Source organism: Pseudomonas sp. Pse1 (assembly GCF_024519635.1).
Classification (GTDB): Bacteria; Pseudomonadota; Gammaproteobacteria; order Pseudomonadales; family Pseudomonadaceae; genus Aquipseudomonas.
Window position 1 is genome coordinate 38831 of the sequence record NZ_JALJRO010000020.1, and the last position, 20854, is coordinate 59684.

Consider the following 20854-nt stretch of genomic DNA (forward strand, 5'->3'; position numbering starts at 1 on the left):
TATCGGGGAATACTGCGCCTATTTGCTGTCTTCGGGACCCGGGGCTAGCCTGAATCGTGCATTGACGGCAGCCCACCCGGATCGACGTTCACAAGGCGGGCCCGCCAGCCGGATGAACTCGACCCGAGGTAACTTTGACATGGCAACTGAATCGAAATGCCCGTTCAATCACGCGGCTGGCGGTGGCACGACGAACCGCGACTGGTGGCCGAACCAACTCAATCTGCACATCTTGCACCAGCATTCCTCGCTGTCCGATCCTCTGGATCCGAACTTCGATTACGCCCGGGCCTTCAAGCAACTCGACTTCGAGGCCGTCAAGCGCGACCTCACCGCACTGATGACCGACTCCCAGGACTGGTGGCCAGCCGATTTTGGCCATTACGGGCCGCTGTTCGTGCGCATGGCCTGGCATGCCGCCGGCACCTATCGCACCGCTGACGGGCGCGGTGGAGCAGGGTCCGGCCAGCAACGGTTCGCCCCGCTTAACAGTTGGCCGGACAATGTCAGCCTCGACAAGGCGCGCCGGCTGCTGTGGCCGATCAAACAAAAGTATGGGCGCAACCTGTCCTGGGCTGACCTGATTGTGCTGACCGGTAACGTGGCGCTGGAGTCCATGGGCTTCAAGACCTTCGGCTTTTCCGGTGGTCGCGCCGATGTCTGGGAAGCTGATGAGGATGTCTATTGGGGTTCGGAGAGCAAATGGTTGGGCGGCGACAATCGCTATGGCAAGGATCAGCAGATCACCCAGCCACCCGGCGATGGTCCCCTGGTGGCCGAGCCCGCCCTGCATGGCGAGGAACAGAGTCGCACCGACCAGGGGCGTAACCTGGAAAACCCCTTGGCCGCGGTACAAATGGGCCTGATCTACGTCAACCCGGAAGGTCCTGAAGGCAATCCTGATCCAGTGGCCTCGGCCAGGGACATTCGCGAAACCTTCGCGCGCATGGCAATGAACGACGAAGAAACCGTAGCGCTGATTGCGGGTGGCCACGCTTTCGGCAAGACCCACGGCGCCGGCCCCGCCGACCATGTCGGTGCCGAGCCGGAAGCCGCCGGCCTGGAAGCCCAGGGCCTGGGCTGGAAGAGCACGTTCGGCAGCGGCAAGGGCGCCGACACCATTACCAGCGGCCTGGAAGTGACCTGGACAACCACGCCGACCCGCTGGAGCAACAACTACCTGGAAAACCTCTTCGGCTTCGAATGGGAACCGAGCAAAAGCCCCGCCGGAGCGCACCAGTGGACGGCGAAAGACGGTGCCGGCGCCGGGATCATTCCCGACGCCCATGACTCGTCCAAGCGACACAACCCAACCATGCTGACTTCGGACCTGGCCCTGCGCTTCGATCCCGTCTACGAAGAAATATCTCGACGTTTCCTGGCGAATCCAGAACAGCTGACCGATGCCTTTGGCCGCGCCTGGTTCAAGCTGATCCACCGCGACATGGGGCCGCTATCACGCTACCTCGGCCCGGAATTGCCTGATGAGGAGTTACTCTGGCAAGACCCGATCCCGGCGCTGGATCATGCGCTGGTCGATGATCAGGACATCGCCGTGCTCAAAGGCAAAATCCTCGCTTCGGGCCTGACGGTGGGGCAACTGGTGTCGACGGCCTGGGCGGCAGCTTCAACCTTCCGTGGTTCGGACAAACGCGGCGGCGCCAACGGTGGACGCCTGCGCCTGGCGCCGCAGAAGTTCTGGCAAGCCAACCAGCCCGAGCAACTGGCCAACGTGCTGGGGAAACTGGAAAACGTCCAGCGCGAGTTCAATAACAGCCAGGCCAGTGGCAAGAAAATCTCCCTGGCCGACCTGATCGTGCTCGGCGGCAGTGCCGCGATCGAGCAGGCCGCGAAAAATGCCGGCCACAACGTGACAGTGGCCTTCACGCCGGGCCGTATGGACGCCAGCCAGGAACAGACGGATGTCGAGTCGTTCGGCTTTCTGGAACCCATTGCCGACGGCTTTCGCAACTACCTCAAGGGCCGCTATCGGGTGTCGGCCGAGGCGCTGTTGATCGATAAGGCGCAGTTGCTGACCCTGACCGCCCCGCAGATGACCGTGCTGATCGGCGGTCTGCGCGTGCTTGATACCAACGTCGGGCAAACAGCCCACGGCGTCTTCACCCAGCGCCCGGGGGGGTTGAGCAACGATTTCTTCCGTAACCTGCTGGACATGAGCGTGGAATGGACACCGACCTCGGGCACCGGCGAAACCTTCGAGGCGCGAGACCGCAAGAGTGGTGCAGTGAAATGGACCGGTACCCGGGTCGACCTGGTGTTTGGCTCCAACGCGCAATTGCGCGCGCTGTCGGAGTTCTATGGCAGCGATGATGGCGAGGAAAGTTTCATCAGGGACTTTGTGGCGGCGTGGAGCAAGGTGATGAACCTGGACCGATTCGACTTAAACCGCGTCGTCTAGAGGAGATGTTGTCATAACGCTGGCATTACCGGCAAAAAGTGCCTCGGCTCGCCCTCCGGCTCCTACATCTGCGGAGGGCATCCAGCGACCATAAATCTTGGCGATCATGGTCCAGTCTTTGTGGCCTAGTTGCTTGGCTACCCACATTGGATTCTCGCCTGCGGATAGCATCATGGAGGCATAGGTGTGGCGACTCTGGTAGGGGCGCCGCCACCTGACGCCAGACTTCTTCATCGCCGGCATCCAGATGACACGGTAAATGTATCCGGCATGCTTCCACGGCTCGCCAGTGATTGTATTGAGAAACACCCTGCCGCCTGCCAGGAAGGTCAATTCCTTCTGCTTGAGCAGCGCTTCTCGCGCCGGAGCCAGCAATTTCACGGTGCGCCTTCCTGCTAACGTCTTGGTCGACTCTGGCTCTTTTGCAGCCCGCGTCTTGGCCCTGACGATCCTTATCTCCCCCGCGATCCAATCAATATCCCCCCATTCCAAAGCGATCAGCTCACTGGGCCGAAGGCCTGTCCAAAACGAGAACTGCAGCTGTGGCCACGTTTTGCCCCTTGCTGCTGCCAGTATCGCCAGTTGCTCCTCTCGGGTGAACGGGTCAACGTCATCTTCCTCCTTGAGCTGTTCACGATTCTTGTAGGCCCACCCGGAGAGCGGATTGCTCTCTAGGATTTCATCCTCGACGGCATCGTTAAGCGCAGAGCGGAAGCAGCTCTGCACATTCGTTAGCGTTTTGTTGACGACCTTGTAGTTTGACATCTTCTCTCGGATGATTTTTTTAGACAGCTCATTCAGGGGCAGGTCGCCGAACATTGGCTTGAGGATTGCGCGGATGGTTGTTTCGTAGAACGCGACCGTGCTTGATTTGAGTGTTGGAGTTTTCCTTTCCAGCCATTCCGTCAGGTAGTCCCCAATGGTCTGCCTGGAATCAGTGCGCCTGAACCCAGCGGCCCGCTTCGACTTTGGGAACGTTGCGGCATAATCGAACGTACCGTTCGCAATCGAATACTCAATGGCGGACTTATGCTGCTCGGCCTTTTTCAGGTTAGCGGCGGTGGGCTTGAGCGCGATACGCTCCCGGCACCGGACGCCTTGGTATTGGAAAGTGATTTCGATACTACTTGCAGATGCGGCGCGGACGCCTCCCCCATCTCGACCCATGAGTAATATCCTTCTACGTCTATTAAAATTCTGCCGTCTGGCGCTTTCCGCCAAACAAGATGCTTCGGCCATTTGCCGTCGCGGATTTTGGTTCTGACAGCATCGGGTGTATAGCCCGACTCCCGAGAGAACTGCTCTACGGTCTTGTATCTGACCATGTATGTGCTCCATGCCGCCCGTGGCGGCAGAAGGTGGTGATGGGTTACAAGGTCAGTTCGTGGCCGAATGGCACGCGGAAGCCAGAGGCGTTGCGGTGACCGCCGCCGCCGTACTGCTTGGCGATCTCTGACACATCGAGACCTTCGTCCGTACTGCGCAGGCTGAAGCTTCGCCCGTCCGGTGTGTCCCAGTAGCAGGCGGCGAATGGTTCGCCCTGCGCCATTAGGTGACCCGCATCGCTGGTGAGGGTGTACGGCAGGCTGGCAGCCGGCACGTCGTGGCCGCCGATCACCAGGCGACGCTTCGTTACGGCAACCAGTTCGGCTACGTCTTTGTGATGCTTGCGCTCGATCGCTGCGCCGTCTGAGCGAAGGGTTTCAACGTCGGCAGACATCAGCTTGTCCCAGACATCGAAGTCATACGGGTAGCTAAAGAGGTTGGCCTGGATCTCCCGGGTACCGTCCAGCTTGAACAGCCAGAGGTCGCGGTCTTCGATATGGCGGAGCAGCTGAGGAGGCTCTTGGTCAGGAAAGAAGTGATCCCATGCGAGCATTGCGCCGCTGCGATTCATATCGAAGCAGCAGGCTATGGCTGGGCCGTTTTGCGAGTTAGCCATGGTGTGCGCCGTTTTCCAGCCAAGCAACGGTGACCCGTCATCGTGCCGGGTGTCTTCTTCGATGCCGGCGTGGAATGGCTCAAAGCGGGCCAGATCTTCAGCAGCGCTTTTATGGTGGTCGAGGACGATGATGCTGTTCGCCTTGTTCGCGAGCTCAGCGAGAACATCGTACTTGTAGCTGAAGTCGACGAGGATCACGTTTTTACCCGTGACGTCCGGCGGCTCTTGGCCGTAAACGCCCGGGACGAACTCGACATCGGTGCCGAGCGCCTGCCGAACTACCCAGGCGGCGCCGAAGCCATCAGCGCAGTTGCCGTGATAGATGCACATCGTTTTAGTTTGAGCTTCAGACATGTGAATTCCTCGCCCGCCTTATACCGGCAGGCTCTTGTGTGGGGTAGGGGTTAGGCTGGGCGTTTCATGAAGGTGATCCAGTGCGTCTTTTCGCGCTTACCGGACTTGTGGCCAAACAGCGGTTGTTCATTGGTGAGGGTCAGGATCTCGCTGACCCGGATCTGGGTTTCGTTCCATTTGAAGATCAGGAACTGGCCAGGCCTCAGTACCCGAAAGCACTCGGCGAAGCCTTTACGAAGATCGTCGCGCCAGTCGTCGGTGAGGATTCCGTACTTGAGCCGCAGCCAGCTTTCGCGACCGGCGCGCACCAGGTGCGGCGGATCGAACACGACCATGTTGAAGGTGGCATCGGGGAAGGGCAGCTGCCGGAAGTCCATGATCACGTCCGGCTCAACTTTCAGCACTCGGCCATCACACAGCACATGCTCTTCATCGCGGATATCACCGAACAGTGCTCGCTGGTCTGCCTTGTCGAACCACATCATTCGGCTGGCGCTGCAGGGGTCGAGAACTTTCGCTGCAGCACTCATCACCGCGGCCCCTTGTAGCAGTACACGTAGGCGAACCAGGCGAGGGCGATCATGGGGTCACCCGCTTGAATTCGACGACCCAGACCCAAGGGTTGGCGTTCCAGTCGCCGCCGGTTGACTCCCACAGCTCCCTCCAAGCCCCCGGGTACCAGTCTCTGTAATTCGGTGAAACGTCATCGCTTGCCAGCTCCGGCGGACACTGCAGGCCTTCCGCACGGATATCGGCGCGGCTGATGTCCTGCAACCGCTCGACGCGCACGTCGGTGATCTCCAGCAGGATACGGCTGGCCCAGCGTGGCATGTGGATGCTGGGGCGCCATGCGCCGTCATACTCCATGGCTTCAGTATCTGGCTTCCATTCCGCTTTCGCTGGGATCTGATTAAGCCCGTAGTCGCCCGGCGGACAGCTTGCCCGGTATATCCGTGCTGCACCCCGCTCGTCGCCTTTGACCAAGTTGTCTTGCCAGTCGATACAGCAGCCGTCCTCGTTGCCGAGCAAGGCGAAGGTCTCGCGCACCCACAGCTGATCGCCGGGCTGGCCGTATGGACAAAGATCTGCATTTCCAGGGAGAGCCAGGAAGGACGGATCAAACCCCGCAGCCAGGCAATCTAAGGCTGCGCGCTTCTTCACCTCTCGACGCGTGACCGTCTTCCGGCCATCCAGAATGGCGAGCACCATCGGCGCAGAGAACAGGATGGGACGTTCCTTTATTTCAGGCATGACTTCGTCCTTGCCGCTATAGCGGCTGACTTTGAAGGGAAGGGGGGGTGGCTACGGTCGAATGGGTATGAACTATCTCCCCCACGCCGCACTCAACCGCTCGAGTGACAACTGTTACTCGATGGCGGTGTGTTCCGCCCAGGGCACTGACATGGCATCTATTGATGACTTCAGGATGAAATCACACGAACTGTTGTTAGAGCTCGACGCCGCAACCATGGGAATGATGATGCTTGTGTCATCCAGGTGTGTTTCGGGGCCTGAATGGGAAGCTGCGACCAAAAGGCAGCACGACGCCTATCAGTGCTGGGATGCCTTTATGAATGCCCCACTCGTAACTGTTGCCGGTAATTCCCCGCCTGCTCTCTGAGCTTTTCATTCGGTGTACTGGGCTATAGCGGCTGACTTTGAAGGGGGAGGGGTTACAGGGATTTGCAGCGGCTGGAGCGCTTGCGGAACTCATAAACCATGCCGCGCAGATCTACCAGTGACTCCTGCAGATCGCTGCGAGCGGAGTCGATACTCTCAAGCAGCTCACCTTCGCCGTCGTCACCGCCCTCATCAACTTCCAGCAGAGCCAGACCGTACGCCTGGAACTTCGACAGCACGTCGTCGGCTGACTTTGCCATGTATTCGGCGTGCTCGATGGCATAGTCCTCTGGCGAACGATCCGGCTTCTCGGCCGCCAGAGGGTTTGGTGAGAAGCGCAAGGCTGACTTGTATGCAGCGTCGAGCGCGTCATCTAAATCACCGCCGTTCTTCCTGGCTTCGTTGAATGCAATGATCATCTTGGCCCGGACGTCGTAGCAGCGCTCAACCGGCATATGGGCCAACTGCTCGACCTGGGGCCTGGTCAGTTCATCAATCCGCTGATCCGCTGCGTTAAGGCGCAGCTGCAATTCATCTGCGCGGCGCCAGAGATTGAAGTCCGGCACCGGCTTGCCGGCCATCCGGTGCTCGATCATCGCCCAGACAAGGTGGTATTCAGGCCAGTCGGACTCAACGACTACGCACTCGACCATCGCTTTCGACTGGCAGTCGCGCAGATACTCAGCCTCATCTTTCGCTAGGCGATTGAGCTTTAGAACGATGTAGCGCTCTTCGCGCTCGAATGGCACCGGATTATTTTCTGTGGGCATGGGGCGTCCTATGCCGGGGCATGCCCGGGCGGCGGAATGATAAGAGTGTTTCTCCCCGCCAATAGGGCGAAACGCGGTGATGAAGGATGACCAGCGCAACGTGATCCGGAGTTCAACGAGCCGGAGCGTTCACGCATGCAGAAACTTTTTGCTGATTTGATGTACCAGGCTCTTGTCCAGCTGCTGGGCCAGATGCTTTCGCGCGTGGGTGAGTGGCTGGCCGCCGTGCCATGGCTTTGAGCTACGCCGCAACTGCCTGGCGTTCTGCGGAGCGCCACGGATCATTGGCTCTAGCCAGGGCAGCCATCGGCGGCGGGCTAACGCTGTTGCCGCACATGTGCACCTGCTGGGTCTTGGTGAACGGCTTGCCGTCGGCGCCGTGGCTGATGATGTAGTCGGAGGGGAAGCCTTGGGCCTTGTACAGCTCTTCGGGCTTGAGCATCCGCAGGCAGATGTCGACGATCACGTAGGGCGTGCCCTTCACCATGACGGTGACCATCGCCAGACGGTCCTTGGTGGTGATGGTCGGCGCCGGCGCATCGCAGACGCTGATGTTCTCGGTCCCGTAATAGCTGATCAGGAAGGCGGCTACACGCAGGGCGCCAGCTTCATGCTCTGGCGACAGCGTGAGCGATACCAGCGAGCTTTTACCGCCACCGCCCGCCGTGATGGTCGGCGCGGGCTCGTCCAGGACCTGGCCAACGCTTGCCCCGAAAGCCCGCTCCATGAACGCACTGACCAGACCATGGTGCGTACCGCCGGCGCTGATGGTATGCAGTGGGTCCGTGGCGTCTCGGGCATCGCAGTTGCCGCGCAGGTGCACCAGGTTCGCCGCGACCAGCTGCTGCTGACTGCCGGTGTTGGTCACGGTGGTCATTGGGTCCTCGATGCTCTTGGCAGCCGTGGTGTTGAATCCACCATTCATCTGGGCCATGAACACCGTCGAGACACCCATTGCGTGAGCGGCGCCGGCTGGCCGCTGGTAGTTACCGCCGCTGGTGATGGTCGGTAAAGGTTCATCCAAGGCCTTGCCCGCATCGTTGAATCGAAACTTCACCAGGTGCGCGGCTGCGATCGCACGGTGGTTTTGAGTCATCAGCGTGCCAGCTGGATGGTCGACGCTCACCGGCTTTCCGGAGTACTCCGGCCCACCTGCACCCACCATCAGCGGACTGATCAGGGTGAGCTCCCCCCGGTTCGCGCAGGTCACCGTCGGCAGAGGGTCGAGCGGGTCATTGATACGGTCGCTGCCCTGATGGGTTGCCGGGGCAATGACCGGGCTGACCACCGAGAACGCGCCGCCTTTTGGGTAGGAGGTGATGGTGCGCAGTGGCTCGTCGGCCGATTGAACTGCCTCACCGGACCAGTTGGCAATCGGCACAATGAACGGCGCGGGGTTGTCGATGACGAATTTCTTCATGCCCTTGGCGACTCGGCGCAGTGTGGCCGGGGCCAAGTCCTTCTTGCGGCCGAAGATGCTTTTGCCCAGGTCGCTGAAGTCGATGCAGTCGGCTGCGGTTCTCCACTTCTGCTGGCCCTTGACCGGGTGCTTCGCGTGGGTTGGCTCCGGCCACACGATTGACTGGCCGTCGCAACGGGCGATCATGAACAGGCGCTCGCGACTGGTTGGCGCGCCGAAGTCGCACGCCTTGATAACCTTCCACTCCACGGCATAGCCCATGCCTTCCAGCAGGGCCACGAACCGGCGCCAGGTCCGGCCGCGTTGCTTCGGGTCAGGGATCAGGAACTGCTGGCCCACCGGCACTACCTCACCAGGTGCTGCCACATCGCCTCCGAGTTTCACCACCCGGCCAGTGGCCTTGTCGCGCTTGGCGATCAGCCGGCCCCACTGCAGGATCTGCTTCACGTTCTCCAGGCTGATCACCCGGGGCTTCTTCTTGCCGGCCCACTTCAGGCCGATCCACGACAGGTTTCGGATCTCACGCTTACGCGGCTGGCCCCCGGCGGCCTGGCTGTGGTGTGTGCAGTCCGGAGACATGTGGAACCAGCCCACGGCCTTGCCGCCGCACTCGGTATCCGGATCACCCTCGAACACGTCGGTGGTGTAGTGCACGGCGCCCGGGTGGTTCACGGTGTGCATGCTGATCGCCTGGGGGCTGTGGTTCTTCGCCACGTTCACCGCACGGCCCAGGCCAATCTCCAGCCCGGTACCGGCGCCGCCACCACCGCAGAAGAAGTCGACAACGATCTCATCGTCCTGAGTGTTGAAGCCGAGTCCGTATTGCGTTTTGAAATCGAAGGGGTGTTTCTTCTGGGCTGTGGTCATGGGATTATTCCAGAAAGCGACATCGTGGGAGGGGTGGGTGTGAGTAATACAACGAAGATTCGGGTCTACCATTTTTTGAACGCCGATTACGGAATTCAAAACATAGAGAAAAGAAGGATTAAAATTTCAACTTTGTTGGGCGTAAATGATCCGTTTGAACTGTTAGGGGCTAATGTTTCTAACAGAGGCGTCAGAGATCTCTTTACTTTAGTTAAGCGTGAGTTCGATAAAGAGTACGGAATGCTGTGTTTTAGCAAGTCGAACCACAGTCCAGTGCAATGGGCTCACTACGGAGATAGGCATACTGGAGTGTGTCTTGGCTTTGACGTGAGCGCAGATCTGCTGAAAGACGTGCATTATGTCGAGACAAGGCCTGACGATTTTATTTTTCCTGTAGACCCCGAGGGCGAAATGTTGTGGGGGGAAAGGCTTCTATATACCAAGTACTCGCATTGGTCATATGAAGAAGAAGCCAGAGCATTCGTCTCGTTGGATAAAGAGGAGGATGGTCGGTATTTCAAGTACTTCGACGATACAGTTAGTCTCGCTGAAGTGTTGGTAGGGTTTAATAGTAATTTGAGTCGAGCGAAGGTGTATCAAGCGCTCGGCGACATCAAAAATAACGTAGAGGTGTACAAAGTGAGGCCAGCGTTTCAAAGTTTTAAAATGGTCAGAAATCTCGATGATTCTCAATGGAAGTAGTTAACCATCTTCTTTCTTCATTACGGTGCTGAGGTAGGCCGGTTTCCCGGCCTGAATCGCTTATTTTGGATCGAACGCGCCGAGGGATAGAGACGCATTGGTGCCGATTTTTTCTTGAAGGACAGTCTTGAATTCTTGGGCGATGTCTTCTCGCTGAACCTCTTCACCCACCCAGCGTAACTTCAGCGCCGGCACCGTGCCGCTGGTGATGACCGAAATCCGCAGATTGATTTGCTGCTCGGTCAGGCCCTCGAACGGGATAGTGCTGAACAGCAGAGCGGCCGGCAGTGTTTCTTTGCTGCGGGCTTCGATCTGATCCATAGCACTGCGGCTGGCGCTGGTATCGCCGACAGTGTTTTCGGATTCGCTGGTCGCCTTCACCGTGATAGTGCGCACGGCGGCGATGGCCCTGGCCACGGGAATCGCCTTGCCCTCGTCATCCACCGGGGTCAGATACTGGTGCCAGTCCTCGATCCAGTCGCTCAAATCTTTCTGCGTCATTGCCCGGCCGCCGATGGCTTGAGCTGCCTTGTAGCCGGCCGACGCCTTGAGCTTCAGCACAGCGCGGTCATCCGCGTGGCCCGGTTCTGCGTCAGTGCCCAGGTTGAACAGCAGGGTGCACGTCATCTCGTCCTGGTCGATGAAGCCTTTGGCCGTGGCGATCGCCCGGTCGGCGACGTATGCGCTGAAGTCGGCCAGCGAGTGGGTGGAGTAGATGCCACGGAAACGGCTGCGACCGGCCTGCCATTTCTCCAGAGTGACAACTTGGCAGCCTTCAGGCAGCACGATGGCCGGTGTTTGGGTAGCCAGCGTTTTGCCGCTCGCTTCGAGCGCGGTATCGGTGATGAGCTGGATCGCTTCTTTGGTCAGAGACATTTTTCAGTTCCTTGATGGTCGAGCGGTTAAGTGCGAGGGGTGATGGGGGCTTGTTCGCGGCTGAAGAGCTGGTCGTGCTTCTCCGCGAAGAGGGTGATCTTCCCGCCTGAGCCGACGTGCATCGGCGTATCCAGGCTGGTGTTCTCGCTGCGGGTACCGCGCTTGGTCGGCACCTTGTAGTCGAGCTTGTGCTTGATCTTCACCTGGCTGGATTCGCCGATCTGGCTGAAGTCGAGGGTGATGACCAGCTTGCCGGCCTTGCCGTGGTCGACGACCCCGGACGCCACTTCGGAAAGGGCGTGGCCAATCTGGCTGGCGAAGGCTCCGCCGTTCAGCTCTTCGAGGAACTCTGCGGTATCGGTTGGGGTGGACATGGCTGTTTCTCCGGAATGGCCTGCAGGCCGCTGGGTGGGAGGTTGAATTGCGACTGGCGAAGGCGCTGGCGTACCTGGTTGTTGATCCGCCTCATGAGGAAAACGCGAACCCGTTCTCGTGCGCGATGAGCTTGACGCGGGCTGGCCGCATCTTCAGCTCTGCGGCGGTGAAGGCGAGGGTTTTGCCGGCATCGGCCAGGGCTTTGACGCGGGGTGCCAGCTTGGCGCGTTCAGCCTTGAGGCGGTCTTGGTGGGAGGAGGCGCCGTAGCCGACCATTTCCGCGCTGACGCCGCTGGCGATCTGCTGGACCTCCCCGCCGGAGCCGAAGAACCGATCCATCTGCTGGTTCAGGTCGGCGATGATCGAGTCACGCGGGTTGGGCATTGGGACGCCGATCATTGCTGCGCTCCGTAGTAGGCAAAGACGGCCAGGGCAACAGCGCAGCCGATCGTCCAGCGGAGTAGGGTGCGCCCGAAGCGCCTGGTAGTTACCCGGACCTCGTCGAAGAAGTCGGCGTTCTGCTCCAGTTGCTTGGCGTAACCGCAGGCTGTGTCATGACCGTTACGGGCGCCACGGGAGAGCCCGGTGTCATGCTCGATCACATCGAACTTGTTGCCGCCCAGCGGGATAACGTTGAAGCGGGGCGGCCTGGCTGGCTCTTCGCGACCAATCATCTGGAACATCTCCGAGGTGGACATCGATACGCGTTCCCGCAACACCTGCAGGACCGCTTGTTTTTGGCGAATGGTCTGGTTCATCACGATTCCTTCCTTTGGGTTGCGGTTATTCGTCAGCACTAATGCCGCCTGCTGTTTGCCGTTGGGCGCAGCGGGGAGTGCTGACGGATAAACGCGGGCGAAAAAAAGCCCGAGGATTCCCGGGCTTTCGTTGTGCTCCACAGAGGCCTCCCTATGTGGAGTTGGTGCCGCTGTTGGGCGGTCTTCGATCGGTCGGTTACATGGCTGCAAATCCTCCGTGCTTAGTTGAACTGCCGAGCATTCCTCGGTAGTTGGTTGACTGCGGGGGGCCGCGTTGCGCGGTGCAGAATCATCCGCATCGGAGATCGCTCGAATCTGGCTGGCGAGTAAACCGTCTACGCCGCGACAAAATCCGCTCTGGCTCGGGTAAAGGTGGCCACCCTGCTATCTCGGGGCAGTCAGCCGAGCGATCTCCGATGCGGCCTGGTGCTGGGGAGTACCAGGCGCTCGGGCAATTAACGTCAGGCTGACGTGGCGCTGGTTGATCAACATGATGGTGCCCGGATGTTTACCCACGCCGGGCCGTGCTAGCCTCTCAAGTCCCTACGACTGTTGAGGTAATGTAAATGGATAAACTACTCGCTGAACCAAAATGCCCTGGCTGCAGTGTTGTTGGCTTAAACCAAATCGTCAGCCAGAAAAGCGTTCAGCACAGCAAGGGAGGCGACGCATGGTTTGAGGTTGCTCACTGCGCTTCATGCGGCCACATTTACGGGGTGTTTCCGAAGGTTGTGCTGAGCCCGTCAATGCCGATCCCTTCGTTCCCCATCGGCCGCTAATTTGGATTGATCCGCCTGCTGGGTAGCGAGTTTTGCGTTCCGCTCATCCAGCAGGTCGAGTAGTGGTTCGATCAGCCAGTAAATGGCTTTGCAAACAGCTGTCCGCATTTGTTCATTCCTCACGTTGTCATCCCGCTGCCCACTCATTGAATGGGCAGAAGTGATGCCTACGGTTTGTCCTTCGCCTTGCCGGCCAGCAGAACAATCAGCAGCAACGTGACCAGGACCAGGTCACCGACCATTGAAAGGATGCGACTGGCTGAATCGACGAAGACGATCCCGCCGGCCAGCCCGTACGCGGCCAGCGAGCGCACTCTGGTGCTGAGCCTGCTGAACATGGCTACAGGTAGTCTTTGAGGTTGAGGTTCATGATCTTGGCGGCCTTCTCCAGCACCACCATCTCGGCGTCTTTGATCTCGCCGTCGGCCTCGGCCACGGTGAGCATGAAGTTCAGGACGGTAGCCGCGTCGTCCACGCTGTGGGCCAGGTCCTTCAGTTCCTTCTCGGCGTTCTGCCGGATTATGCGCGGGCCGCCGTCGTTGAAGTCGGCCTTGGCGCGGTCGATGGTGTTGCTCAGTTCGGCGCCGAAGCCTTTCAGGGCGGGGGAGTTGTTGATCAGCTTCTCGATCTTCTCCAGCTCTTCCTTCTCGATGTCGCCATCAGCGGAAGCGACGTAGAAGACGCCGTAGACCGAAGCCTGCATCAGGTCGCGATTGGTCATCACGGCCAGGGCCTGGCGCGCTTCGCCCGATTTCTTTCCAAACAGTTTGCCGAACATGTTGATTCCTCTGGGTTGGGTTACATCCCGCTGCACCCTGTCGCCAAGGTGCAGAAGTGATGCTTTTCCGTACTTCTCAGCAAACCTTGCGTGCCGAGTTACCGGACACGGAGGCAGGCTGTGTTGCGTTGTTGTTCCCTGATCGCAATCAGGGTCTGTCTTCTGGTTGTTAAAGAGCGGCGCGGCTTTCGCTGCTGGCCGTTGTTGCTTGGCTTGGGATTTATTTAAGCAAGCTGAAATTAACGAGTCAAGCATTCTGAAAAAACAAATTAAGAATGCTGAAATTCACAAGCGTAAAAAAACCCGCATCCCGCGGGCTTCCTTCAACAATCGATGTAGCGCTTCCAGCCAATGCGGACACAATTCAGGTCCAGACGCTCAATGGTTATGCCGTGAGTTTCCTCAAGCTCTTGGAGGACTCGCTCCCAGGCTTCGGGGGATTCATCGTCGCGCCTGGTGATCGTTACCGCCTGATGTTTCTGGACCTGGGGATCTGAAACTTTGGTCTGGATGCGGCGGCCTACCTGCTCATAGGACTTGGGGGTGAAAGCAATAATGGTTGAGCTCTGGTTCATGTCAGCCTCCTTGGATTAACTGTATGGATAAACAGTATTTCATTCGTAGGAAGACGGCAATATCGATGGAGTACATTTGTACTCCTCTGCCGTGCGGACATGAAAAAGCCCGCGCGTGGCGGGCTCAGTAGCGGGGAGGGGGGCTACAGCTTTCCGGTCATCCGAACCGCCACGCCGATTATGCGGCAGTCTTTATCCAATTCGACCATCTTATAAGCTGGGTTCAGGGGCTTCAGGTAGCGGATACCCCCATCCTCGACGAGCTTCTTGAATGTTGCTTCATTGCTCGCTGGTAGCTTGGCGATGACCAGTTTGCCAGGCTTCACATCCGCCTCTGTGTCTACCAGGATCATCATCCCCTCGGGGACGCTGGTGCCAGTCGGCGCAGTCATCGAGTCTCCTTTGACCTCAAGCCAAAACGCTGGCCCCTTGGAGTCATAGTCGGACATCTCATACCGATCTGAGAATCCGTCAGGGTATGGCTGCACAGCCTCTTCCCAAGATCCGGCGGAAACCCAACTGATGACTGGGTATCGGTACATGGCGGGCTGAGCAATTCGGATAACGTTCGATTCTTCGCTGGATTCCTTTTCCGGACCCTCGCCAATCGCCAACCATTCCGCTCGAAACCCGGTGGCTTTCGCTAGGGCGTACAGATTTTCAGGCCTCAAGCTTTTGCTTTCGCCCGAGATCCATTGCGTCACGGCCGAATTCGCGACCCCGCAAGCAGTGGCAATTTCGCCCTTCTTTTTGCCGCTGGCCGCGATGGCTTTGGCGATACGTTCGTGTCTTTCCATGGACCCAATATTAAGCTAGCTGAATTTAAGTATGCAGTTTGCTGAAGGATTTCTTGACCTTCCTAACTTAAGCATGCTGAAATTCACGCATGCTCCAACGAGGAAGCGAAATGAAAACCCGACAAGTCGCCGAGTTCTTCGGCAACAAAAAGAAATTGGCGGAAGCCCTGGGTATCAAGCCGAGCGCCGTGACCATGTGGGGCGACACCATCCCGGTGTCCAGGCAATACCAGATCGAAGTCCTTTCAAAGGGCAAGTTCAAGGCATCTCCAACGCTTGCCGCCTGACTGCCCGGCGATGACTCATTTTGCTGGGCGTCGTGACGTGCAACCACTGAAACAAAACAGAGGTTTTACGAATGGACGAATTCCTGCGGGCTTGCCAGAGCGCGGTCCTCGACAACGAAGCGAAGGTGCTGGCCGGCCAGATGGGCGTTCCCCACGTGAGCCTGCTGCAGCGCGCCAACCCTGACAACGATGCCCATCACCTGACCATCGAGCACCTGTTCGGGATCCTGCTTCACACCGGAGATATGCGGCCGCTCGCGGCCCTGGCTGAGCAGTTCGGTTTCGAACTGGTGAAGAAAGTCGCACCGGCACCGCAGGCGCTGACCGCGTCAATGATGCACGTCGGGAAGGAAATCGCCGATCTGACCTTGGCTATACACGGCGCACTCGATGACGGGTGCGTCACCCAGATCGAGAAACAAGCGATCCGCAAAGAAATCGATCACGTGCGTCACGAGCTGGATGTGATGGAACAGTCGGTGAAGGTGGCTTGAGATGAAAGACGCGAAGTCCGTTTTAGCAGAGGGAAGGGCACCCGCATTCAGCACCCTTTTGATCCTTAGTGCTTCAGACCTGATGAAGACGAGATGGCGAAGCTCTCAACCTTATCAAGCACTGATTTCAACAGTTCAATCAGCTCTCGCGCCTGTTCGGAAGTCACTACAAGCAGGGGAGTTGTCTGTGTTTCACCGGGACCTTGGAAAGGCGTCGATACAAAACGGAACTGAAGCAGGAGCGCTTGCATGACCTCGACGGTTCGCACTTCCCATCCGGTTACTGGGCTTACCAACAGATCTTCTGACATCACTGGTCTCCGTGATCTTTTTGTTTGGAAACAAAAAGCTACCACGGGGTGCCCGACACCTTTACCGCCAATTTCTAACAGGCACAAAAAAGCCGGGTTGCAGCCCGGCTCTTTCAACAACTTTTAAAACACTGTGGGGCCATTATGAACACGATCGTCGCTCCAAGCAATAAGGTCACCATGTCGAGCCGCGAGATTGCTGAACTGACCGGGAAGCAGCACAAGGATGTCATTCGCGATATCCGCGTGATGCGCAAAGCCCTGGTAGCTGATGGCGCAGATTTGCGCCATCTCCACGAAGAGAAGGATGGCCGTTGCTACACAGCCGAATTCTGCCTTGATCGTGTCCTGACCGAAACCCTGCTCACTGGGTACAGCATCCCACTTCGCCACCGTGTCGTGACACGTTTGGCTGAACTCGAAAACGTGTCGCGACACGTCGTCACAATTCCGCAAACCCTTCCCGATGCCCTCCGGCTTGCTGCCGACTTGGCCGACCAGAATGGTGAGCTGCAGCGCGTCATTTCGAAGCAAGCGCCAAAGGTCGCCGCTATCAATCGGCTCGCAGCTGCCGGCGGAGCGATCTGCATTACCGATGCCGCCAAGCAACTTGGTATGGCCCCCACACGACTGTTCGCTTGGCTTGAGCAGCACCGGTGGATCTTCCGGCGGCATGGTTGCAAGCGCTGGGTCGCATACCAACCACGCATCACCGCCGGTTACATGACCCACAAGGTCACCGCTCTCAAGCCTGACCCTGAAACCGGGATCGAGCGGGCCGCATTCGACCCAATGATTACCCCCAAAGGCCTGACGCGCCTCGCTGAACTTCTGCAGGAGGCCGTGTAATGGCCGGCGATTGGATCAAATTCGAACTCACCACCCTGGATAAGCCGGAGGTTTGCCAGATCGCTGACCTGGCTGATATCGACCCTGATGCGGTCGTCGGCAAGTTGATGCGTGTGTGGGGCTGGTTCGACCAGCAAACAGAAAAAGGTAACGCTCCGAGCGTTAGCAAAAAGTTACTAGACCGTCTTGTTGGCGTTACCGGTTTCTGCGAACACATGAAATCGGTGTCATGGATGATCGAGGCGGAAGGGGTTATCAGTCTCCCGCACTTCGAGCGCCACAACGGCAAGACCGCTAAAAACAGGCTTCTCACGGCAAAACGTGTGGCGAACCACAAAGCCGGTAACGGCAAAGGTAACGCTGCGATCGTTAGCGGTGCGTTACCTAAAGAAGATGTAGAGAAGAATAAAGAACCTCTCTCTGCGCGTGAGCCAGTCGACCCTCGCATGCCAAGCGAGATGACTCTCGACTGGGTACCGGATGACACGCTTCTAAAAACCTACGCCCTGCACCGCGGACTGTCTCTGGACCTGTTCACTGAACAAGTGCGCGTAGCGTTCACCGCCCATTACGAGCCGGCGCAACAGTGCAACACCCAGGCTGAGTGGGTTGGCATGTTGGTCAAGTGGGTTGCCAACGACAGGGCGCGCAATGCAACGGCCTCCAATGTCACTCCGCTCAAGCCGAGGCAAGCGCCTGCTTCTGATTTCGACGACGACGATACCGAATGGCAAAACGGGGTGAAGTCATGAAAGCCGTCTCCATGATCGCCCACGGCCTGTGGGATAAAGCTCAGTCGGGTGAACTTCTCGCTGCCGAGCAGGCGGCTCCGGCTGTCACTGAGACCAACACCACGCTGGTGTCAGCCATCAACGAACTGTTCAAAGAGCTCCGCTCGATTCGTTCGGCCTGGCGCCAAGCATGGCCGGACAAAGAGACCTATCAGGCTTCGAAGCGACAGTGGTTCCAGGCGTTTCTTGAAGAGGGAGTCTGCACCCAAGGCCAGATCGATTACGGCATGGCCCAGGTGCGCAAGCACCCCGGTGATTTCATTCCAAGCCCTGGGCAGTTTATCGAATGGTGCAAACCCACTCCTGAAATGCTGGGTCTGCCGACGCTTGCCGCTGCACACCGTGAAGCATGCCGCAATGCTCACCCAAGCATGGCCGGTCAGGGCCAGTGGTCGCATGACGCGATATGGCACACGGCCAAGGAATGTGGTTTCGAAAGCCTGAACAAGCTCGACACATCGCTGAGCCTGAAGCTGTTCGAGCGTAACTACACCATCACCATTCGCCGGTTGCTCGCCGGTCTGCCGCTCCAGCCGATGCCCAAGGCGCTTCCTGCTCGTGTTGCCGCGAAGGTCACGCCAGAGGTCGGAAACGATGCCTTGGCCCAGATGCGCGTCCGGCTGGGAGGTGCTCGTGCCTAACCCATATCTCGCTCCGATCAACCCGGCCAATTACCGCTATGCAGTGCACTGCTGCGGGTACAAGTGGGAACTGGACTATCAACCGGATCTCGCTGTGGCGCTGTTTGCGGATCCAGCGATGGCTCTGCGCTTTGGCCAATTGATGTGGCCATCCACCTACGAAGTGATCGATCGCACGACGGGGGAGCAGGTATGCGCGTGACCTCGAAGAAACTCCGCGCCTCGGCCAATGGCCAGGACTGCGCCGTGCGCATGCCGGGCATCTGCAACTTCGACCCGGCCACCACGGTGCTGGCGCATCTGCCGTGTGGGCAGAAGGGCATGGGCATGAAGGGCTTCGACACCGTGGCGGTCTACGCCTGCAGCGCCTGTCACGACGTGATCGACGGCCGCGCCGCCGGCGAAGTGGACTGGCCAGACATGCTCCGCGCGATCGCCGAAACACATGAGGCCTTGATTCGGGCCGGAGTACTCACAGTGAAGGGGGCTGCATGATGGACCTACAAACCTTGCTCGTCCTGATGCTCGCCGTGACCGTGGTCATCTGGGAGGCGTGCTTTTACCTGATCCGTCGGGACGGCCAGGTGCGGAGTTCGCGCAAATGAAGACGGTGACCATGAAGGTGTTCAAGCCGCGCAGCCCCCGGGCCAAGCCCGTCGATCGTGAAGGGTTGGAGCAGGCCGCGCTGATGGCCGAGCTCCGCCTGCGTATGCCCGAGGTTTCCGACCTGATCTATCACGTGCCCAACGGTGGGCACCGGGTTAAGGCCGTGGCCGCGAAGCTGAAGGCTCAGGGCGTTAAGGCCGGAATTCCTGATCTGGTGCTGCCGATGGCCCGGGGTGGTTACTTCGGCCTGTACCTTGAGTTCAAGGCGACGCCGCCGAACGACGCTGCGATTTCGGAAAGTCAGCACGAGCGGATCCGCAAGCTCAGCGATCAGGGCTATCTGGCTATTGTGTGCCGAGGCCACTTCGACGCGATGGAGCAGCTCCGCGCCTATCTGCGCTTGGAACCGACAGTGGTGGCTGCATGAGCAGGACCCGCGCTGTGAAACTCTCCGACGCCGAGATCCGCCGTCAGTCCGCTGACCTGGCCGTGCATGACCTGCGTGACCCGAGGCACCCGGGCCTGTATTTGCGCTTCGGCCAAGATCGTCAGCGCGGGTCGTGGTACCTGGTGAAGGGCAAGGCTTGGAAGCACATTGCTCGCTGGCCTGAGCTGGGCGCTGCTGCGGTGATGGCCGAGCTGCCCGCGCTTCGCCAGCGGCTGCTGCACGACCCAGAGGCTGCCGTCGCCGCCGGCGTCATGGCTACCTGTGGTCAGTTGCTGGACTGGTACGGCGACCGCATGGGCCGCGACCGCTCGCTTTCCGCCAAGCGCAAGACCGGCGCGCTATCGGCGATCAAGTGCCACCTGAAGCCACGGCTCGACGAGGTGCTGATTCGTGGGCTGACGGCGGCCGTGCTGGACAAGGAACTGATGTGGCCAGCCCAGCAGGAACTGTCCCTGTCCTACGTGCGGCAGTTGTTCGGCCTGCTAGTGGTCGCCTTCCGCCAGGCGCACAAGCTGGGGCTAATCGAGGACAACCCGATGTCGGGAATCAAGTTCGTCGACTTCACCAAGGCCAGGATCATGCCCAAGGCTGCCAGGCTGCGTGGCGTGCACCTGGTTGATGTGGTGCCGATGCTCGCCAACCTGTTCGACCAGCACCCGGGCGAGGCCATGCTTGCGCTGATGATGCTGTGCCATGGCACCCGAGTGGGTGAGACCCGGCAAGCTCGCTGGGCGGACATCTCTATCCCGGATGCTGAGTGGTACATCCCGGCCGAGAACACGAAGACGCGCACCGAGCACAGACTGCCGCTGACCGCCCAGACCAAGGCCATGCTGGCCCGGTACCGCGCCGTCCAGATCGCCCAGGGCTACGAGGGCATTTACCTGTTTCCGTCACGCCGTGGTCGGGTGCTGAGTGAAGGGCAGGCCAGCGCCGTGTTCACCAGGATCGGGCAGGGCGAATGGACCAGCCACGACCTGCGCAAGGTGGCCCGCACCGCCTGGACCGACCTCGATATCGACGGGCACATCGGCGAGATGCTGCTGAATCACTCGCTGGGCAAGATCGCCAGCACCTACATCAACACCCAGGCCCGCCAGCAGCGTTTGGCCGCTTTGGTGAAGTGGCACAACTGGTTAGATGAGCGCGGCTTCAAGGCCGTTCACAACCTGACAGACGCCCAATATGAAGATTCGCAAAACCCTGTGCAGGCCACGAACGGCAAGGGATGCGCGGTAGTTTCCAACATTGTGAGTGGCGAGGTTTAAAAATGGCATTTCATCACGCTCTTGCCTGCAAATCCTGCAGAGCGATCAGCCGCATCGACCGTCACGTCGCCAAGTTCTACAACTCGTTTGAGAACCTGAAACTCTGTGGTCACTGCGGCTCGAGGCA

26 protein-coding genes are annotated in these 20854 nt (G+C 59.1%); 11 read left to right on the plus strand and 15 right to left on the minus strand.

Going from position 1 to position 20854, the window contains the following annotated elements; genetic code table 11:
- The first annotated feature begins 139 nt into the window (after positions 1-139).
- Positions 140-2419, plus strand: a complete 2280-nt coding sequence (katG, locus tag NR126_RS23305) for a catalase/peroxidase HPI (protein ID WP_256831664.1) — start codon at positions 140-142, stop codon at positions 2417-2419.
- On the opposite strand, the gene NR126_RS23310 is transcribed toward katG, so the two are convergent.
- From NR126_RS23310 to NR126_RS23340, 6 genes are all read right to left on the minus strand, one after another.
- Entirely contained in the window at positions 2402-3586 is a 1185-nt protein-coding gene (locus NR126_RS23310; RefSeq protein ID WP_256831667.1) for a site-specific integrase, read from the minus strand. The genes katG and NR126_RS23310 overlap by 18 nt on opposite strands.
- Before the next feature lie 202 nt (positions 3587-3788).
- Positions 3789-4715: a DHHA1 domain-containing protein gene (locus NR126_RS23315; protein ID WP_256831668.1), complete on the minus strand. Its 927-nt coding sequence runs from the start codon at positions 4713-4715 to the stop codon at positions 3789-3791.
- A 50-nt stretch (positions 4716-4765) separates the two neighbouring features.
- Positions 4766-5245, minus strand: a complete 480-nt coding sequence (locus NR126_RS23320; protein ID WP_256831670.1) for a class I SAM-dependent methyltransferase — start codon at positions 5243-5245, stop codon at positions 4766-4768.
- 49 nt (positions 5246-5294) lie between these two features.
- Positions 5295-5966 (minus strand): morphogenetic protein, encoded by a 672-nt coding sequence (locus tag NR126_RS23325; protein ID WP_256831671.1) that lies wholly within the window; start codon positions 5964-5966, stop codon positions 5295-5297.
- A 422-nt stretch (positions 5967-6388) separates the two neighbouring features.
- A complete protein-coding gene (locus tag NR126_RS23335; RefSeq protein WP_256831673.1) occupies positions 6389-7105 on the minus strand; it encodes a hypothetical protein in 717 nt (238 codons plus the stop codon).
- Between the two features lie 241 nt (positions 7106-7346).
- Positions 7347-9392 carry a DNA cytosine methyltransferase gene (locus NR126_RS23340; RefSeq protein ID WP_256831675.1) on the minus strand — a complete coding sequence of 682 codons (2046 nt, stop codon included), beginning with the start codon at positions 9390-9392 and terminating at the stop codon, positions 7347-7349.
- On the opposite strand from NR126_RS23340, the gene NR126_RS23345 reads away from it, so the two are divergent.
- Positions 9348-10094, plus strand: a complete 747-nt coding sequence (locus tag NR126_RS23345) for a DUF2971 domain-containing protein (protein ID WP_256831677.1) — start codon at positions 9348-9350, stop codon at positions 10092-10094. The two genes, NR126_RS23340 and NR126_RS23345, sit on opposite strands and share 45 nt — an antisense overlap.
- Positions 10095-10154: 60 nt before the next feature.
- Here the strand turns inward: NR126_RS23345 and NR126_RS23350 are convergent, their stop codons facing one another.
- The 8 genes from NR126_RS23350 to NR126_RS23385 form a co-directional block, all read right to left on the minus strand.
- Positions 10155-10970 (minus strand): DUF2303 family protein, encoded by an 816-nt coding sequence (locus NR126_RS23350; RefSeq protein WP_256831678.1) that lies wholly within the window; start codon positions 10968-10970, stop codon positions 10155-10157.
- 26 nt (positions 10971-10996) lie between these two features.
- On the minus strand, positions 10997-11344 hold the full coding sequence (locus NR126_RS23355; protein WP_256831680.1) for a hypothetical protein: 348 nt from the start codon (positions 11342-11344) through the stop codon (positions 10997-10999).
- Between the two features lie 91 nt (positions 11345-11435).
- Positions 11436-11744 (minus strand): hypothetical protein, encoded by a 309-nt coding sequence (locus NR126_RS23360; RefSeq protein WP_256831681.1) that lies wholly within the window; start codon positions 11742-11744, stop codon positions 11436-11438.
- A complete protein-coding gene (locus NR126_RS23365) occupies positions 11741-12244 on the minus strand; it encodes a hypothetical protein (RefSeq protein ID WP_256831683.1) in 504 nt (167 codons plus the stop codon). Before NR126_RS23365 ends, NR126_RS23360 begins: the two co-directional genes overlap by 4 nt.
- 805 nt (positions 12245-13049) lie before the next feature.
- On the minus strand, positions 13050-13220 hold the full coding sequence (locus tag NR126_RS23370) for a hypothetical protein (RefSeq protein ID WP_256831684.1): 171 nt from the start codon (positions 13218-13220) through the stop codon (positions 13050-13052).
- Positions 13221-13222: 2 nt separating this feature from the next.
- Positions 13223-13660, minus strand: a complete 438-nt coding sequence (locus tag NR126_RS23375; protein ID WP_256831685.1) for a tellurite resistance TerB family protein — start codon at positions 13658-13660, stop codon at positions 13223-13225.
- Positions 13661-13983: 323 nt separating this feature from the next.
- Positions 13984-14235, minus strand: a complete 252-nt coding sequence (locus NR126_RS23380; protein ID WP_256831686.1) for a DUF1654 domain-containing protein — start codon at positions 14233-14235, stop codon at positions 13984-13986.
- A 143-nt stretch (positions 14236-14378) separates the two neighbouring features.
- Positions 14379-15032, minus strand: coding sequence for a LexA family transcriptional regulator (locus tag NR126_RS23385; protein ID WP_256831687.1), 654 nt, complete (start codon positions 15030-15032; stop codon positions 14379-14381).
- 110 nt (positions 15033-15142) lie between these two features.
- Between NR126_RS23385 and NR126_RS23390 the strand changes: the two genes are divergently transcribed.
- Together NR126_RS23390 and NR126_RS23395 are read left to right on the plus strand one after the other, a co-directional pair.
- A complete protein-coding gene (locus NR126_RS23390; protein ID WP_256831688.1) occupies positions 15143-15319 on the plus strand; it encodes a Cro/CI family transcriptional regulator in 177 nt (58 codons plus the stop codon).
- A gap of 71 nt (positions 15320-15390) precedes the next feature.
- Positions 15391-15813: a phage regulatory CII family protein gene (locus tag NR126_RS23395; RefSeq protein WP_256831689.1), complete on the plus strand. Its 423-nt coding sequence runs from the start codon at positions 15391-15393 to the stop codon at positions 15811-15813.
- A 65-nt stretch (positions 15814-15878) separates the two neighbouring features.
- On the opposite strand, the gene NR126_RS23400 is transcribed toward NR126_RS23395, so the two are convergent.
- Entirely contained in the window at positions 15879-16124 is a 246-nt protein-coding gene (locus tag NR126_RS23400) for a hypothetical protein (protein WP_256831690.1), read from the minus strand.
- Between the two features lie 144 nt (positions 16125-16268).
- Between NR126_RS23400 and NR126_RS23405 the strand changes: the two genes are divergently transcribed.
- The 7 genes from NR126_RS23405 (at position 16269) to NR126_RS23435 (ending at position 20727) form a co-directional block, all read left to right on the plus strand.
- Positions 16269-16973, plus strand: a complete 705-nt coding sequence (locus tag NR126_RS23405) for a phage antirepressor KilAC domain-containing protein (RefSeq protein ID WP_372827227.1) — start codon at positions 16269-16271, stop codon at positions 16971-16973.
- Positions 16973-17725: a DnaT-like ssDNA-binding domain-containing protein gene (locus NR126_RS23410; RefSeq protein ID WP_256831692.1), complete on the plus strand. Its 753-nt coding sequence runs from the start codon at positions 16973-16975 to the stop codon at positions 17723-17725. Before NR126_RS23405 ends, NR126_RS23410 begins: the two co-directional genes overlap by 1 nt.
- A complete protein-coding gene (locus NR126_RS23415; protein ID WP_256831694.1) occupies positions 17722-18405 on the plus strand; it encodes a replication protein P in 684 nt (227 codons plus the stop codon). The genes NR126_RS23410 and NR126_RS23415 overlap by 4 nt, the downstream gene beginning before the upstream one ends.
- The gene (locus NR126_RS23420) at positions 18398-18607 is read left to right on the plus strand and encodes a hypothetical protein (RefSeq protein WP_256831699.1); all 210 of its coding nucleotides are present in this window, start codon (positions 18398-18400) and stop codon (positions 18605-18607) included. The genes NR126_RS23415 and NR126_RS23420 overlap by 8 nt, the downstream gene beginning before the upstream one ends.
- Positions 18598-18900, plus strand: coding sequence for a nuclease domain-containing protein (locus NR126_RS23425; RefSeq protein WP_256831700.1), 303 nt, complete (start codon positions 18598-18600; stop codon positions 18898-18900). The genes NR126_RS23420 and NR126_RS23425 overlap by 10 nt, the downstream gene beginning before the upstream one ends.
- A 106-nt stretch (positions 18901-19006) precedes the next feature.
- On the plus strand, positions 19007-19438 hold the full coding sequence (locus NR126_RS23430; protein ID WP_256831701.1) for a VRR-NUC domain-containing protein: 432 nt from the start codon (positions 19007-19009) through the stop codon (positions 19436-19438).
- Complete coding sequence (locus tag NR126_RS23435) at positions 19435-20727, plus strand: site-specific integrase (protein ID WP_256831703.1); 1293 nt, start codon at positions 19435-19437, stop codon at positions 20725-20727. The genes NR126_RS23430 and NR126_RS23435 overlap by 4 nt, the downstream gene beginning before the upstream one ends.
- The last annotated feature ends 127 nt before the right edge of the window (positions 20728-20854 follow it).

Coding starts and splice junctions, on each gene's coding strand:
- NR126_RS23410 (WP_256831692.1), top strand. CDS start 16,973: ATGGCCGGCGATTGGATCAAATTCGAACTCACCACCCTGGATAAGCCG.
- NR126_RS23415 (WP_256831694.1), top strand. CDS start 17,722: ATGAAAGCCGTCTCCATGATCGCCCACGGCCTGTGGGATAAAGCTCAG.
- NR126_RS23390 (WP_256831688.1), top strand. CDS start 15,143: ATGAAAACCCGACAAGTCGCCGAGTTCTTCGGCAACAAAAAGAAATTG.
- NR126_RS23335 (WP_256831673.1), bottom strand. CDS start 7,105: ATGCCCACAGAAAATAATCCGGTGCCATTCGAGCGCGAAGAGCGCTAC.
- katG (WP_256831664.1), top strand. CDS start 140: ATGGCAACTGAATCGAAATGCCCGTTCAATCACGCGGCTGGCGGTGGC.
- NR126_RS23430 (WP_256831701.1), top strand. CDS start 19,007: ATGAAGACGGTGACCATGAAGGTGTTCAAGCCGCGCAGCCCCCGGGCC.
- NR126_RS23370 (WP_256831684.1), bottom strand. CDS start 13,220: ATGTTCAGCAGGCTCAGCACCAGAGTGCGCTCGCTGGCCGCGTACGGG.
- NR126_RS23385 (WP_256831687.1), bottom strand. CDS start 15,032: ATGGAAAGACACGAACGTATCGCCAAAGCCATCGCGGCCAGCGGCAAA.
- NR126_RS23425 (WP_256831700.1), top strand. CDS start 18,598: ATGCGCGTGACCTCGAAGAAACTCCGCGCCTCGGCCAATGGCCAGGAC.
- NR126_RS23310 (WP_256831667.1), bottom strand. CDS start 3,586: ATGGGTCGAGATGGGGGAGGCGTCCGCGCCGCATCTGCAAGTAGTATC.
- NR126_RS23395 (WP_256831689.1), top strand. CDS start 15,391: ATGGACGAATTCCTGCGGGCTTGCCAGAGCGCGGTCCTCGACAACGAA.
- NR126_RS23320 (WP_256831670.1), bottom strand. CDS start 5,245: ATGAGTGCTGCAGCGAAAGTTCTCGACCCCTGCAGCGCCAGCCGAATG.
- NR126_RS23400 (WP_256831690.1), bottom strand. CDS start 16,124: ATGTCAGAAGATCTGTTGGTAAGCCCAGTAACCGGATGGGAAGTGCGA.
- NR126_RS23315 (WP_256831668.1), bottom strand. CDS start 4,715: ATGTCTGAAGCTCAAACTAAAACGATGTGCATCTATCACGGCAACTGC.
- NR126_RS23350 (WP_256831678.1), bottom strand. CDS start 10,970: ATGTCTCTGACCAAAGAAGCGATCCAGCTCATCACCGATACCGCGCTC.
- NR126_RS23355 (WP_256831680.1), bottom strand. CDS start 11,344: ATGTCCACCCCAACCGATACCGCAGAGTTCCTCGAAGAGCTGAACGGC.
- NR126_RS23340 (WP_256831675.1), bottom strand. CDS start 9,392: ATGACCACAGCCCAGAAGAAACACCCCTTCGATTTCAAAACGCAATAC.
- NR126_RS23405 (WP_372827227.1), top strand. CDS start 16,269: ATGAACACGATCGTCGCTCCAAGCAATAAGGTCACCATGTCGAGCCGC.
- NR126_RS23325 (WP_256831671.1), bottom strand. CDS start 5,966: ATGCCTGAAATAAAGGAACGTCCCATCCTGTTCTCTGCGCCGATGGTG.
- NR126_RS23375 (WP_256831685.1), bottom strand. CDS start 13,660: ATGTTCGGCAAACTGTTTGGAAAGAAATCGGGCGAAGCGCGCCAGGCC.
- NR126_RS23380 (WP_256831686.1), bottom strand. CDS start 14,235: ATGAACCAGAGCTCAACCATTATTGCTTTCACCCCCAAGTCCTATGAG.
- NR126_RS23435 (WP_256831703.1), top strand. CDS start 19,435: ATGAGCAGGACCCGCGCTGTGAAACTCTCCGACGCCGAGATCCGCCGT.
- NR126_RS23360 (WP_256831681.1), bottom strand. CDS start 11,744: ATGATCGGCGTCCCAATGCCCAACCCGCGTGACTCGATCATCGCCGAC.